General features: G+C 58.6%; 11 protein-coding genes. 4 read left to right on the top strand and 7 right to left on the bottom strand.

Annotation, left to right across the window (positions count from 1 at the left end):
• Nucleotides 1-2 precede the first annotated feature (2 nt).
• From ACST81_RS25160 to ACST81_RS25150, 3 genes are read right to left on the bottom strand one after another with little or no spacing between them, the layout of a single operon-like run.
• Nucleotides 3-1,913 carry an ABC transporter permease gene (locus ACST81_RS25160; protein WP_269703778.1) on the bottom strand — a complete coding sequence of 637 codons (1,911 nt, stop codon included), beginning with the start codon at nt 1,911-1,913 and terminating at the stop codon, nt 3-5.
• Nucleotides 1,914-1,937: 24 nt separating this feature from the next.
• Entirely contained in the window at nt 1,938-2,639 is a 702-nt protein-coding gene (locus tag ACST81_RS25155; RefSeq protein ID WP_269703780.1) for an ABC transporter ATP-binding protein, read from the bottom strand.
• A complete protein-coding gene (locus ACST81_RS25150; RefSeq protein WP_269703782.1) occupies nt 2,639-3,382 on the bottom strand; it encodes an ABC transporter ATP-binding protein in 744 nt (247 codons plus the stop codon). The genes ACST81_RS25155 and ACST81_RS25150 overlap by 1 nt, the downstream gene beginning before the upstream one ends.
• Before the next feature lie 310 nt (nt 3,383-3,692).
• Between ACST81_RS25150 and ACST81_RS25145 the strand changes: the two genes are divergently transcribed.
• The gene (locus ACST81_RS25145) at nt 3,693-7,154 is read left to right on the top strand and encodes a molybdopterin-dependent oxidoreductase (protein ID WP_269703784.1); all 3,462 of its coding nucleotides are present in this window, start codon (nt 3,693-3,695) and stop codon (nt 7,152-7,154) included.
• A 44-nt stretch (nt 7,155-7,198) separates the two neighbouring features.
• Nucleotides 7,199-8,185, top strand: a complete 987-nt coding sequence (locus ACST81_RS25140; protein WP_269703786.1) for an ornithine cyclodeaminase family protein — start codon at nt 7,199-7,201, stop codon at nt 8,183-8,185.
• Between the two features lie 558 nt (nt 8,186-8,743).
• On the opposite strand, the gene ACST81_RS25135 is transcribed toward ACST81_RS25140, so the two are convergent.
• Nucleotides 8,744-9,313 (bottom strand): hypothetical protein, encoded by a 570-nt coding sequence (locus ACST81_RS25135; RefSeq protein WP_269703791.1) that lies wholly within the window; start codon nt 9,311-9,313, stop codon nt 8,744-8,746.
• 54 nt (nt 9,314-9,367) lie between these two features.
• On the opposite strand from ACST81_RS25135, the gene ACST81_RS25130 reads away from it, so the two are divergent.
• Nucleotides 9,368-9,655, top strand: a complete 288-nt coding sequence (locus tag ACST81_RS25130; protein WP_269703793.1) for a hypothetical protein — start codon at nt 9,368-9,370, stop codon at nt 9,653-9,655.
• A 951-nt stretch (nt 9,656-10,606) separates the two neighbouring features.
• On the opposite strand, the gene ACST81_RS25125 is transcribed toward ACST81_RS25130, so the two are convergent.
• From ACST81_RS25125 to ACST81_RS25115, 3 genes are all read right to left on the bottom strand, one after another.
• Entirely contained in the window at nt 10,607-11,542 is a 936-nt protein-coding gene (locus ACST81_RS25125; RefSeq protein WP_269703795.1) for a patatin-like phospholipase family protein, read from the bottom strand.
• 233 nt (nt 11,543-11,775) lie between these two features.
• Nucleotides 11,776-13,002, bottom strand: coding sequence for an MFS transporter (locus ACST81_RS25120; protein WP_269703797.1), 1,227 nt, complete (start codon nt 13,000-13,002; stop codon nt 11,776-11,778).
• A 13-nt stretch (nt 13,003-13,015) separates the two neighbouring features.
• Entirely contained in the window at nt 13,016-14,524 is a 1,509-nt protein-coding gene (locus tag ACST81_RS25115; protein ID WP_269703799.1) for an FAD-dependent oxidoreductase, read from the bottom strand.
• A 44-nt stretch (nt 14,525-14,568) separates the two neighbouring features.
• Between ACST81_RS25115 and ACST81_RS25110 the strand changes: the two genes are divergently transcribed.
• Nucleotides 14,569-15,063: a MarR family winged helix-turn-helix transcriptional regulator gene (locus ACST81_RS25110; RefSeq protein ID WP_269703801.1), complete on the top strand. Its 495-nt coding sequence runs from the start codon at nt 14,569-14,571 to the stop codon at nt 15,061-15,063.
• The last annotated feature ends 204 nt before the right edge of the window (nt 15,064-15,267 follow it).

Raw genomic sequence — 15,267 nt, 5'->3', positions numbered from 1 at the left:
GCTTACGCACTTGGGATCAGATTCTTCTGGATGGACGGTGAGGATTTGGTGGTATCGACGCGACCGCGCGACGATAGCCAGGAGATGATTTCGCCGACGATGCCGCGACGAAAGGCAAGTATGCAGACCACGAAGACCCCGCCATGGATCACGGTCACCCAAGCTCCGAAGGCCGCGAGATAGTTCTGCATGGCAACGACGATGAATGCGCCGACGACAGGTCCGTAAAGCGTTCCGACACCACCAAGGAAGGTCATCAGGATGACTTCGCCGGACATCGCCCAATGCACATCCGTAAGACTGGCGATCTGGGTCACGATGACTTTGGTCGACCCGGCAAGTCCGGATAGCGCCGCCGAGATAACGAACGCCGCGAGTTTGTACCGCTCGGTCGAGAAGCCGAGTGACTGTGTGCGCGGCTCGTGATCGCGGATGGCCTTTAGTACCTGTCCGAACGGCGAGCGGATAAGTCCCGAAAGGAACAGGAACCCGCCGAGGAACACGACGACCACAAAACCGTAGAGCGTCGTCGGATTGCTAAGGTCGAACAGCCCGAAGAGAATACCGCGCGGAACACTCTGAATCCCGTCCTCGCCGCCCGTCTGCGGTAGCTGCAAGGCGACAAAGTACACCATCTGGGCAAGCGCAAGGCTGATCATCGCGAAGTAGACACCGCTGGAACGCGTGCAAAGCCAACCCGCGACGAGACCCAGCAGCGCCGCGCAACCCGTGCCAGCAAGGATCGCCAGTTCGGGAGGGAGACCCCACATCTTTGCGGCATAGGCCGTGACATAGCCTGCGGTCCCAAGGAACATCGCATGCCCGAACGAGACAAGCTTTCCGTAGCCAGCCATCAAATTGAAAGCGCAGGCGAACAATCCGTAAGTCATCGCCTTCATGAGGAACGCGGGATACGCAAAGAGTGGGGCCACGATGAGCGCAGCGGCCATGGCTCCGAAGAGCGCCCAACGAACAAGGGGCGTTTCACGAGACAGCGATGGCAAGGCTACCGACGTGTGGGAAGCCTGTGCTTTGGACCCGAACAGCCCGGTCGGATAGACGAGCAGAACGAGCGCCATGAGTAGAAAGACGACTGTCGTGGACGCTTCGGGGTAGAAGGCCTTCGTGAGCCCTTCGAGAATGCCTGCTGCGAAACCCGCGATGATGGCCCCTTTGATCGAGCCAAGACCACCGATGACAACCACCGCGAAGATCACGATAAGTATGTCCGCGCCCATCGTCGGATTGACCTGCAAGATCGGCGCGGCAAGAACACCCGCGAATGCCGCCAGCGCAGCACCGCCCCCGTAGACCACCATAATCAAGAGCGGCACGTTGATCCCGAACGCCTGTACGAGCTTCGGGTTCTCGGTCGCGGCTCTCAGCGTCGCTCCTAGGCTGGTCTTCTCGATGACGAACCATGTCGCGAAGCAGACGATGACGGAGGCGACGATCACCCAGGCTCGGTAGTACGGCAGGAAGATGAAGCCGAGATTGACGCCACCCGTCAGTGAAGTCGGGATCGCATAAGGAAGACCCGAAGCACCGAAGAAGAACCGGAAAGCGCCTTGAACTATCAGGGCGAGACCGAATGTCAGGAGCATGCCGTAGAGATGGTCGAGGTGACTGACCCGCCTCAGTACTAAACGCTCCATCGCGATGCCGACAATGCCCACCAGAACAGGACATATGATCAACGCCGGCCAGTACCCAACCCCCAGCCAGTTCAGAAGGAGCCAGGCACCGACAGCCCCCATCATGTAGAGCGCACCGTGCGCGAAATTCGCGATGTTCATCATCCCAAAAATGACGGCGAGGCCGAGGCTGAGGGTCGCGTAGAAAGCCCCGTTGATGATACCGAGCAGGAGTTGGCCGAAGAGCAGCGCCGTCGGAATTCCAAATATAGTTGTCATTTCGCTTTCCGTGCGTGCGAGGGGTCAGATACCCAGGTAGCGTTGGATGGCCGCCAGCCGGCTTGAAAAGTCTGCGGCAACGACCTCGTCTACGAGCGATCCCGTTTCCATGACGTAGTTTCGATCCGCGAGTGCGTGGGCGAAGCCGACGTTCTGCTCGACGAGAAGGATGGTGAAGCCGAGCTCTTTGAGCTTTACGATCGTGTTCTCGATCTGCTTGATGATGATCGGAGCTAAACCCTCTGTCGGCTCGTCCAGCAGTAGCACCCTCGCCCCGGTCCGCAGAATTCGCGCAAGTGCAAGCATCTGCTGTTCACCACCCGAGAGTTTCGTGCCAGGGCTGTCGATGCGCTCGCGAAGGTTCGGAAACAGGTCGAGGATTTCCTCGACCGACATGCCGTTGGCGGCGATGGCTGGAGGTAACAGGAGGTTTTCGCGCACGCTAAGCGTTGCGAAGATTCCGCGCTCTTCTGGACAGAAGGCGATCCCCTTGCGCGCGACCTCGTAGGGCTTTGCAGCCACCAACTCGTCGTCGATATAACGGATCGAACCGGAGCGGTTCTCCATCAGCCCCATAATCGCTTTGAGGGTCGTCGATTTACCTGCGCCATTGCGGCCAAGAAGAGTAACCACCTCACCTTCCTTGAGGTGGAAGTTAAGGCCGTGAAGCACCTTGGATTCGCCGTACCATGCCTCGAGTTTGTTTACTGAAAGGACCTGACCCATTAGTGTGCTCCTCCCGTATAGGCGGCAATGACTTCAGGCCGGGTCGAGACGTCTGAATACGTCCCAGAAGCGAGAACCTGTCCGCGGACCATTACGGTGATGCGGTGGGCTAGGCGCGCGACGACCTGCATATTGTGCTCGACCAGCAGAACGGTACGTCCGATTGCCGTCGTCTGGATCAAGTCGACAACACGGTCGATGTCTTCTCTTCCAAGCCCTGCCATCGGTTCGTCGAGGAGCAAAACGCGAGGATCGGCAGCGACGGTGGTGGCTAACTCGAGAACACGTTTGCCCCCATACGACAGCTGGGCAGCGGCGGTGTCGGCCTCGCGCTGAAAACCAAATTGCTCAATTATCTCCTCTGTTCGCTGGACGAGAGCTCGGTCACGGCGCGCGTTTCCGAGGAGACGCCATTGCAAGCCGCTTCGACGAAGTAGCGCGAGTTCTACGTTTTCCCGGACAGTGAGGGTCTGAAAGACAGCGGAAATCTGGAAAGACCTCACGACGCCCCTCCGCGCGATGGCAGCCGGCTTCATGATGGTGACATCTGCCCCGTCATGAAAAATCTTGCCTTCCGTAGGCTGAAGAAACTTGGTGAGCAGGTTGAAGAGCGTCGTTTTGCCAGCGCCGTTCGGCCCGATCACCGCATGGATCTCGCCCTCTTCCAGGTTGAAGTCGACCCCTTTCACGGCGTAGAATCCGTTGAATGCGATGCTTATTTTTCGCGCTTCCAGCACAGCCATGGGGAGCTCCCTCGGTTACGGGTTACGCGCCGGTAGACGCGTGTCAACTGCGGAGATGGCAATCTGTCGAGCGAAGGGTCCCGTGGTAGCCACGCGGACGCATACGAGCGCTTGTTAAAGCGGGCGCACCAATTTCTGTTTTGAACCCCTCGATCGATCTTGATGCCGATCCTTTGTGATGCGCGACAGTGACGCACTACTGAGGACCTGTCAAGCGGCTTATTAGGAGTTTGATTCCCGATGAAAGACGCATTGACAACGACCATTGGCTGCTTTTAGTAATGCACTACTATCACGCGCTACAAGTCGAATGAGGCCTTCCGTGACTGCAGAGATAGCCGGATACTGCACCCTCTGTCGCTCGCGATGCGGCACAATCAACACCGTCGAAGATGATAGGCTTGTCGCTGTTCGACCCGACCTAAGCCATCCGACTGGCAAGTCGATGTGCATGAAGGGTAGAGCAGCACCCGAGCTCGTACACTCGCCTCACCGTCAACTCTTTCCGATGCGGCGTACCGCTCCCAAGGGTGGCGCCGACCCGGGGTGGGTACGGATCAGTTGGGAGGAAGCCCTCACCGAAACGGCGGAGAAGCTGGGACGGGTAAAAGCCGAAAGCGGCCCGGAGGCCGTGGCGTTTTCCGTCACGACGCCCAGTGGAACGCCCCTGTCAGACAGCATCGACTGGATCGAGCGGTTCATCCGTCACTTCGGCAGTCCAAATATCTGCTACGGAACCGAAATCTGCAATTGGCACAAGGACTCTGCGCACGCTTTCACATTCGGTAGCGGTATTCCACCTGCGGACTACACCAACGCAGACACGATCATGCTCTGGGGTCACAATCCGGCAAACACCTGGCTGGCACAGGCAAGTGCTGTGTCAGCAGGCAAAGCTCGAGGCTCAAAGCTTCTCGTAATTGATCCGCGACCAACCGCTTTCGCCAAACAAGCGGACGTTTGGCTTCCAGTGCGTCCTGGTACAGACGGCGCGCTCGCTCTTGGCCTCATGCGCCTGATTTTAGACGCCGAAACCTTCGACGATGTCTTCGTCCGTACATGGACGAATGCGCCTTACCTGGTGCGAGAAGACAACGGGCTCTTCCTGCGCGAACAGATGATCTGGCCCGGTGCAAACACCAATCGATATTTGGTTTGGGACGAGATTGCGTCCACTATTGTTCCAGTCGACGACAGTCGAGCGATCAATGAAGGTTTGCGCGATCGGGTGCTGCTGCTGGGCACCGTCGATGTGTCTCCGTCGACAGACTCGATGCCCGTACGATGTTCACCAGCATTCGAGTTGCTGCACAATGCGACCCGCGCGTATGATCCCATTACGGTGGAAGGCATAACGGGCGTTGCACCCGACGCCTTGAGAGCTGCCGCGCAACTCCTGGAAGGCGGCCGCCGGATCGCCTATCACGCCTGGACCGGTATCGGTCAGCATACCAATGCCACCCAGACGGAGCGCGCGGTAGCGTCGCTTTACGCGTTGTCTGGCAGCTACGATCGGATCGGAGGTAACAGGGTCCGCCGCGGTCCATTCTACCGTCCCACAAATGCGCTCGGAGAGCTGTCCAAGGAACAGCTTTCGAAGGCGTTGGGGATTGAGGCTCGTCCCATCGGTCCACCGTCGACGGGATGGATTACTGCTCGAGACATGTACCGCGCGATCACGGATGGCGAGCCTTACAAGGTCAGAGCGCTCATGGCGTTCGGCACTAACCTCACAGTTTCCCAAGCTGATACCGCTATGGCGGAAGAGGCCTTGAAAAACCTGGAGTTCCACGTTCATTGCGACCTATTTGTAACGCCCGCGGCACGCTACGCCGATATATTCTTACCTGTGAACTCGCCTTGGGAACATGAAGGCATCAGGTTCGGATTCGAGATAAACGACGACGCCGCCTCGCTGGTCCAGATGCGTCCACGGATGGTGACGCCGCGTGGCGAATCCCGCTCCGATAACGAGATTGTCTTTGATCTCGCGACCCGCCTGGGAATGGACGAAGATTTCTTCGGCGGCGATTTGCATGCCGCTTGGGACTACATGCTTGAGCCGCTTGGCGCGTCCGTAGACACTTTGAAAAACACTTCCGGCGGAATCCGTTGCGAGATAGATGCGCGAGAGCAGAAGTATCTTGAACCTCACCACGACGGCAGCGGTCGGGTTCGAGGCTTCGACACGGAGACACGCCGCGTCGAATTTTACTCTGAACTACTTCATCGCCACGGCCAACCTGGGGTTCCAACCTACGTGCCGCCGTCAGAAAACGAGATTGTGGAGCGCGCTGGAAAAGGCAGAAGGTTTCCTCTGATCCTGAGTTCCGCGAAGAATGGCTACTACTGCCACAGCCAGCACCGCGGCCTCGCCTCACTCAGGAAAAAGGCCCCCGATCCGATCGCGGAAATTAGCCCTGGACTAGCGGATAGCAGGGACGTCAGGAACGGCGATTGGATCAGGATATCCACACGAAATGGGAGCGCACGCTTCGTGGCGAAGGTCACCCCAAAACTCGCAGACGACGTCGTCGTGGCTGAGTTCGGCTGGTGGCAATCCTGCCCGGAGTTGGGCCGCGGTTCGTTTTCGACAACGGGTCCGGAAAGCAGCAACGCCAACAGCCTGATATCGGCCGACGCAATCGATCCCGTCAGCGGTTCCATTCCGCATCGCTCGTTCCGATGCAACATCGAGCTTGATCCCTTGACCGAGACTCGGCAACGCGGGTGGCGCGACTTCATGAATTTTCGGGTAGTCGCCGTAAAGGCGGAGGCCGAGGGCGTCCGTTCGGTCGCCTTCGAAGCGGAAGATAGCCGCCAACTCCCGGACTTCCTTCCAGGTCAGCACCTCCAGGTCCGCCTCACCGATGGTTCGAGGGTCGATAGAGCATATTCGCTCACGGGCGCGGCGATCGTCGACGGAAGACAACGGTATAGCATCGCGGTCCGCCATCAAAAGACGATTGGTAGCGAGGGCACCCAGTACCAAGGGCGGATGTCTACCTATATCAACCACCATCTCAGAGTTGGCGAGGTTGTCGAACTCAAAGCTCCGTCCGGAAACTTCGTTATCCCGAGACATTCTCTACAACCCTTGATCCTGCTGGCAGGCGGGATCGGCATAACGCCGTTCATAAGTCTGCTGGAATCGCTAGACGACGACAGCGACACCGAAATCTGGCTCTTCTACGGAAACTTGAACAGCGGCACCCACGCCTTTCGAGAGCGCATCAAGTGGCACGCGCGCCGCCTGAAGAACCTCAAAGTGATCGATCACTACGACAGCCCCCTACCCGAGGACGTTCAAGGGGTGGATTACGACAGCAACGAGCGGATCAGCGCCGACGCAGTCCCAGACCACCTGATCGAGCGTAGGCCGCGGGTCTACATGTGCGGGCCACCGGGGATGATGAACGCGTTTGCCGACGGTCTCGCCGCCCGTGGGGTCTTCAAATTTGACATCTTCCGCGAAATCTTCAGGTCGCCACCAGGTCCGGTCGTCGATGACGGTCGAAAGCATGCGGTGACCTTCTCGCAGTCCCAGGAACCTCCGGTTTTCTGGTCGGCTGCTGATGGCCCTCTACTCGACTTCGCAACGCGGCTGGGCCTAACGCTCCCGAACGGATGTCGGGTGGGACAATGTGAAAGCTGCGCGGTGAGAATTGTTTCAGGGACGGTGCGCCACCTGCACGGAAGCGAACCAGACGACCCTGGGACCTGCCTGACTTGCCAGGCTGTCCCTCTGAGCGATCTTGTGCTCGACGCCTGAACTCCGCCATCGTGCGGCATTAATCAAAAACAAAGGGAACACCTATGACGACAGGACCAATATCGATCTCCGAGCGAGATCTTTCTTCGCTTTTGCCCATGAACAAACTCGTCGAGGCTCTGCGAACGTCATTCAAAGACGGATGCCATGCACCTCCTCGAGAACACCATGAGATTGACGTCGCCTCAGGGGAAAACGCGACACTGCTTCTTATGCCTGCTTGGTCGAAGCAGGGGCCACGACGGTATCTCGGCGTCAAGCAGGTCAACGTCTTCCCAGGAAACGCGCGGATTTCAAAGCCTGCTCTGACATCGATCTACAATCTGTTCGACGGTGACACTGGCGAACACCTTGCATCGATGGATGGCAACACGATAACAGGACGGAGAACCGTTGCCGTTTCCGCACTTGCCGCCAGCTATTTGTCGAGGCCGGATGCGACCACACTTACCGTAGTCGGTTCGGGCCGTATCGCGAGCCTCATTCCTTATGCTTACAAAGCAGTGCGCGATATCCAGCACGTCAAGATCTGGGACATCGACCCGGCTAGTGCCGAACGCCTACGCTTAAAGCTGACAGACGATGGTTTCGGTTGCGAGATCGTAGAATCCCTGGAAGAGGCTGTGAATTCGGCCGACATCGTGTCAGCCGCGACGTTGTCGAGAACACCGCTTGTTCTTGGAAAATGGCTGCATCCCGGAACACATGTCGATCTCATTGGCGCGTTCACAGCAGACATGCGCGAAAGCGACGACGAATGTATCGCTAGGGCGGACGTCTATGTCGACACGATGGAGGCTTTTCACGAGGCCGGTGACTTGATCCAGCCACAACGAAGCAACGCCATAGACCGCGACCACGTGAAAGGCACCCTGGCCGACATCGTATCAGGTCGCCTCCCCGGCAGACAGTCTCGAGATGCGGTCACTGTTTTCAAAGCGGTTGGTACCGCGCTTGCCGATCTTTCGGCGGCAAGTTTAGCGTACGAGGGCAGTTCGAAACAATTTAAATCCTCCTCTAGGAAGGTTTAAAGACGTAAAGGACAGCACGTCGTCTGGTCGGGCGCGAACCGGTTTGGTTTCCTTATTCTCGGCGGCGCGCTCGGGCGACTGGTCGGCCTCGTCTTCCCCGGCGATCCCAGTTTTTGGGTGTTGGTTCCATTTCGCCTTGTCGGTGAAACGATTCCGCCTTCAGGATGCGTTGTCGCCGTCGCCGACAATTTCAACACGCTGACCACGGCTTACCCCTACAAGGAGGCCTAAACCATCGAGCGCGCCGTCGCACATGTCTTTAGCCGTGCCGGCACGCAATTCGACCCTCACTGTGTGGACGCCTTCGAGCAGGCGCCACCTTCCATCCTCGCGATCAGGCTGGCGAACATCGATGATCCATCCATTCATTTTTCGGCGCGAAGTGGATCAAGAAGGATCGTGTCTGCAGCATGAGGTCTTGACAAGGATCTAAACCGCCGCCCTTACAATTCGCTCCCTGAGCGTGGACACATATGCTTCCTCCGTAGAAGCATTTCACGGGAACAGCGATGAGTGCCGACCGACAAAGTCCAGTAAGCGCGCACATCGACAGAAGGATCACTTCGGTTCAAATCGCTTGAGCAATTGCCTCAGTTGATCATTCTGAAGCCGGAGCTTCACTGCCAGTTGGGACCGCAGCTCCCTGATCTCGCCGTCCAGTGCCTGCACGGGATTTGCCTCGATTGGCCCAGGCCGATCCGCCAAAGCAATGTCCAGCTCCGCATCCCTGGTGTGCCACGGCACCTTCGCCCTGGTTTTTCGGCGGATCGTTGGGAACGCCTTGCGCTTCGGATCTCGACGCTCGGCGCCCACGGTGCCAATAGTACGATCCGGGGTCAAAGCGGGGTCTTCTCCGGCCGGCGTCCCGTCAGCGACCTCTGCCGCGATTGTCGGCGATGGCTCCTGACGATCGCCTGTTTCGATCTTGCCAGCTAGCGATGCGGCCGATGATCCTTGCCCAGGTGCGGGCTCGCCTTCGTTCGCTGTTTCAGAGGGGTTGGAACGAGTTCCGGGCCTCTCAGCATCGTTGAGAACCTCGATGGGGTTGGCCTGGTCAACATAACGCTGATTAGCCGTCTTGCCCCGAGACAGCAATCCGGTGAGAAGTTTCCAAGGCGACTTTACCATCGCTTCTCAACTCCCATCTTGTCGTACGCTCCGGTAACCCGCCGGGAAACGGAGATGTCCGTTGCAGCGGCCGAGCACCATCGCGCTGAAGCGAAAGGCCGACCTGGCAGCAACCAATCCTCCGACATCACCTCAGTCAAGGCCGAGGCGTTTGCGAAGATCCGCGTTCTCCGTGCGGAGCTTTTCCGCAAGCAGCTTCCGCAGTCGCTGATTTTCCTGCTCGAGCTGAAGCAGATCCTCCATTTCCTCACCGGCAGCCGTGACAGGCGAGACAGCCTGCTGGGCGGGTTCGACAACCTCTCCGGCAGCAACCTTGGCTTTGCGTCCGCCTCGGCGAGCTGATGGCTTCATCTCGGTTGCGACGCTCTTGCTACCCCTCTTCGCCCGAGCTTTCTTGACGGTCGGGGCTTCAACCGAAGCATCCGAAGTTGCAATTTCCGACGCTGCGTTCTTGGCACGCGGGCCACGCTTCCTGGGCTCCGGCATCTTCGGCAGAGCGGTTTCGACTTCGGTGGACGTCGGTTCGGGCACGTTTGTTTCGTCAGACATTTGTTCCTCCGGAAAAAAGTTTGATGTTGGCGATTGCTGAATAGCTGCTGTCAACGCGGGTGCGCGCTGTGGCCGGTCTACGGCTGCATCTGAGCCTGCGGGAGATGCGCCAGCCCCGGGTGCCTGTAAGTTGCCATCGTGCTCGGCGAATTGGCGCAAATCGACCGTTCCCCAGATCGAATTGGATTGCGGAACGGGTTTTCGACGCGCACCCTTGTACTCAACGACAAAGTTCTTTTGTGGCTTTTTCAAATGTTCGAGGCTCCAGGTGCGCTCATCTCTTCATGCGCAGAGAAATTGTCGCGCATAAAAACGCAAAGTTCGGTCCTGCACAAGATGGGGCTGCCGGAGACGTGACGGGCGTGACGGAAGCCATGGTCCCGGGAAATGGCCCCCGGGAAATGGCTACCCGCGGCGGCCCCGCGTAGGCTATTCAGGAGACTCGGAAAAGGGGCATCGCCGCCTTCATCTAGGCCACTATTGCTGCAGAAAGGCTCGCTGAGACGAAAAGGCGGTTGTCAAGCAGGAATTGGAAAGTGAGCGACTCGTTCATCTGATGCCGGACGCTCATCGGCTAGTGAAATTAGCCTACTGTGTCGTGGCCGCACGGAGGACCCATCGCCGGTCAGCACATGGTTCATGACTGTGTCGTGGTGCGGGAACTAATCTTGGCCGGTCACCGACCCAGCTCACATCTCCGGCAACCTTTAAACAGGAATGCAGACTCTCTCGGCCCGCTTGGTGTCATTGCGAGCCTGGAAACGTTGGCCGCTGCGCCCAAACACTACCGTCGACCGTCTTTCGGTAGCCGATGTCATACACCGTGCGCATGTAGCTCCCGTTCAGCGGGTCGGTCATGGAATAGGGCACCTGCTCATCGATCGCCGCGATATTGAGATCAATGGCGGATCTCCGTCCATAGTTGTAAAGGGCGATCAACCCTTGCTTCGTCTGTGACTTGAGGAGGATCGCGTATGCTCGTGCCATGATTGGCAACGCCCGTTCAGGTGACATCGAAAACTCCGGAATGAGCGCGTTGTTGATGATCACATAGATATGGAGGTTCTCGTTGCCTGCTTGACCCGATGCGACGAACAGATGTTCGGGCAATGTCAGAAACTGCGACGAGCTGCCTCCGTCAGAGTGCAGTTCACGAATCTGCCTGCCATCCACTATCGCCCGGATAGAAACCGGCGGAAAGATGCCGGGAACGCTTGCTGATGCGATTAGTATTTGGCGCACAAGAGCGAGAGCATCCTGGCTGTCGCTATCCGCGATGGCGCCTATGTTCCAGACGACGGCCCGCTGCGTGTCGAGGTTTGTGGTCATGACCAGGAGACGGCGTCCCGCTTGATGTTCGCGCGCGATTTGGCGCAGGATTTCATCCGTAATGTTGTCTTCGACCATCTTTCGAAGAGCATCCCCCTGAAGGAGGCTTGCTGAGAGGACGCCAAGCCCTCTCCAGTTGATGTCGACAAGACTACGAGCTTCATTGGAAAGATAGAGGCGCCTCAGCCGCGCATCATAGGCGGGCCCCAGGAATGCGAACGGCGCAATCAGGGCCCCTGTGCTCACACCGGTTACCACCTCGAACTGTGGTCGGCTGCCGAGTTCGCTCCAGGCGGAGAGAATTCCTACAGAAAACGCGCCTCCAGCGCCACCGCCCGATATGGCGAGCATAGACGGCTTTTGTTTACCGATAACCGGGCGCCAGGAGGCGTGCACTGACTCCGGGGGCCGCGGATCATCCAAATGAGCCCTTATATTTCCGAAGCCGACGATTTGTGCCCGCCCGGCTTGCGATGCGGTGTATACCGGGCGAGCGGGTGCCGTACACCCGCTGAGGAAAAAGAGAAGACATAGCGCAATGACATTTGCGCTAAACCCGCAGGAACTCGGCATGGAGCGCATCGTCACGCTTCAGCGCCGCCCTGACGCGGAAGCCGGGCCGCCGCTATGAGTGCGCCGACGATTGCCACGGCTACTGCAATGGCAATCCATAAGCTATAGAGCGCGTATCCAAGGATGAACCCACCGAGGACCGGTGCGATAATATCTGTTACTGCGAGCAGGGACTGGGCGGCACCCAGAACCACGCCCTGCCGCTCGGACGGCACATGGGTAGAAAGAGCTGCGAGATATGTCGGCTTTGCAAGAGCATCGCCGGTACTGATACACAGAACCGCGATGACCAGCACGGGTATACGGTTAGCGACACCGGCGGTGATGAACCCCAAGCAAATCAGAAGGAATATCAGGAGGATCAGATCACGTTCGGTAAGGTGTTTGCCGAGCCAGCCGAGTAGGAACACCTGGGCAAAGACATTGACCGCACCATCCAACATGATGAGGTAGCTCAATTCCTTCGCGCCGAAAGCATGACCATGCCATTGAAAGGTCTCCGCAAGGAAGACCGGCATTTGCGAAATGTATGTCCCGTAGGCGAAGAAGTGGCATAGCATGACGATGACGAGAGCACGAACGACAGGCGACGCTGCGATCGCGCGGAGCGATATGTGCCCATCGTGCGGCCGCTCTTTTCCAGTCTTTGTTGGACGCCCTCCATCCAAGCAAAGAGATGTAACGACAATGGACGTGGCTACCAACCCAAGCGCGGCGAGGACGGGAATTGTCAGCGACATCTCGGATAGGAAACCTGAAAGCCCTGCGCCAACGATGCCGCCGAGGCCCGCACCGCCCATGAGTATCCCCATGGCACGTCTGCGGTTTGAGGCATCGGTGTGATCTGCAATATAGGCCGCAGTGACAGAGATGTTGCCTCCGGTAAGTCCGAAGAGTGCCCGAGCGATAAGGATGAACGCAACGCTCGGCGCGATTGCAAGTAGCGCAAGGCTCGCCGCTGCAACGCACTGGCTCGTCAGCAGGACATTCCTCCGGCCGAAGCGATCCGAGAGCTGCCCAAGAGCAGGGGCAGAGGCGAATTGGCCGACTGCCTCGGCGGCGATAACTATGCCCAGAACAAGCGGTGTGCCGCCCATTGCCCGGACATGAAAGGGCAGAACCGGCAAAACGGAAGCGGTGCCGGCGGTGTTCGCGCAGACGATTGCAAAGACCGGAAGGATGATCCGCCAATCGAGCGGCTTGGATGGACTGATGTCGAATTGCGGTTTGGTCGTCATATTCCATCCCCCCCTATACGGCCTCGCCTGACGGCAAGCCCACGCGTTCGAGATAGGCTTCCAGTTGCGCCACGCCTTCCGCGTCAAAAGCCAGAATCGCACCGACATACCCGTCTGGTCTGATGAGGACGCACTCATCCGCCTCCAATCCGTACGCGGCTCGGATATGACCGAACGCATCGAGCACGTCGCCGCGCTGGCCGAGGCGGTGGATATGCAATCCCGGCCGCGATGCCACGCTCCATTCTCCGTTTACGAGCAGCGTCCAATGCGGCCCGATGAACAAGCTGAAGAGCCGCGAAGGCTGCCCTCCTGCCCCCTTAATGGGCGCGTCCGGTGCGCGATCGCCCGCCTGCAGACCGCTGTTGCGGCTTGCTGCGCGCAAGGCGAGAGGCGATTGCGGATATCCGATGTCGAGCTGCTGCACCTCGCGCCCGCGACGGATCTCGCCATGCTTTCCCGCTTCGAGCAGTCGACTTGACAGACCCAGAACCTCCTCCGCCACAGGACGGCGCTCGGCCTGGTAGGTGTCGAGAAGTTCATCGCCGGCTCCACAAAGCGCGGCCGCGAGCTTCCAGCCGAGATTGTAGGCATCTTGAACGCTGGTATTGAGTCCCTGACCGCCGGTGGGCGGGTGGATATGAGCAGCGTCGCCCACCAAGAATACGCGATCGACCCTGTATCTGTCGGCTAGTCGGGCGTTCATAGCGTAGGCCGATGCCCAACTGACGTCGTGGACCTTCACCTCGTTGCGGCCCGTCCGCTCGACGATCAGCTTTTCCAAACCATTTGCTGAAAGGTCCGGGTCCCCATCCGCAGAGACCGGCGCCTGTATCTGGAACAGATCGGTACCCATGAGCGGGCAGATGGCAACCATCCGCTGCATGTCACCGGTGTTGAACTGCCACCAAACATCACGGCTTAGGCCGGTCAGGCCAACGTCAGCGACAATCGCGCGCACGCCCAGGGTTTTGCCGGGGAACGCGATACCAAGTGCGTGTCTTACGAAGCTGCGACCTCCGTCCGCGCCGATCAGATGGCGTACGCGAACCGTCTCCGCTCCGCCTGAACCAGAAAGACGCGCCGTAACTCCGTCGCCATCGTGCTCGAAGCCCGTCAACTCGCTTCCGAACTCAACCCGCCCACCCAGCTCCGCCAGCCGGTCCCGCATGATTTTCTCAGTCAGAAACTGCGGGATCATCAGCGGAATATGATACGGCTCCGCGGGTGTCGCCTGAGCCCGCTCCCCAAAATCTTTCTCCATGAAGCTGCCGTCGTCGCGATACTCGCGCATCCTTGGGTAAACGCCCCCCGCCGCGACGACCTTATCCAGGATACCGAGATCCTCGAAGACCTCTTGCGTCCTTGGCTGAATGCCTTTGCCTCGCGAGCCCGGGAACGGTTCGCGCGTCTTGTCGATCAGGCGGAAAGAGACCCCTCGCCGCGCCAGTTCTATTGCTAGCGTAAGGCCAGCCGCTCCCGCGCCGCAGATGAGCACATCTGCTTCGAATTCGTTTGTCATGTCGTTCTCCATGTGTGTATTATGCACATAATAGGAGAAGCGCTATGCCGTCAAGGAATAATGTGCAAATTACACATATTAGCAAAAAGGTCCGTGAACTGCACGGTTCGCTAATCGATATCGTCACGCTCATGAACCGACCCCAACGTGACGAGGCGCTCGTTCGGGAGGCAGGAATCGCCCTAGATCGAGCTCTATTCCCGCTCCTTGTCGGGATCGAGCGGCGCGGTCCGATCGGCATTGTGGAATTGGCGGCCGGCGTCGGGCGGGACTACACCACGGTTAGTCGCCAGGTCGCGAAGTTGGAGAGCCTCGGGCTTGCCGAACGCAGGCAAAGCCCGGCTGACCGTCGCGTAAATGAAGTTGTTGTCACGGCGAAGGGCAAGGCGATGACCGACAAGATCGATGTTGCACGAGAAAGGATCGCCCTTGGTGTTTTTGCGAATTGGGAGCCGGCGGAAATCGACGATCTTGTTCGGTTGATGCGAAAGTTCGCGGATGCGATGGGGAAGGAGGCTGGGAAGTCGGACGCTGAGTAGCTATCAAGCCGACAGCCATCCGAGCCTGTGCAAGCTCTTACATCTCCTCCTCTACGACGTAGCGCCCCCCACAGGTCACGGTTTCCGCGGATTCGATGCTCGGTCTTGCTCAAAACTTTTTCGACCGTTGGTTTCTGGCCGCATATAGCTCTTGATGAGATACGAACTTACGACCCATGACTCCCCACAACATGTAAGGCGTTG

The organism is Pararhizobium sp. O133 (genome assembly GCF_051669845.1).
Classification (GTDB): Bacteria; Pseudomonadota; Alphaproteobacteria; order Rhizobiales; family Rhizobiaceae; genus Pararhizobium.
The sequence above is the reverse complement of the archived record's forward strand: the minus strand, read 5'-3'. Positions and strand labels throughout refer to the sequence as shown.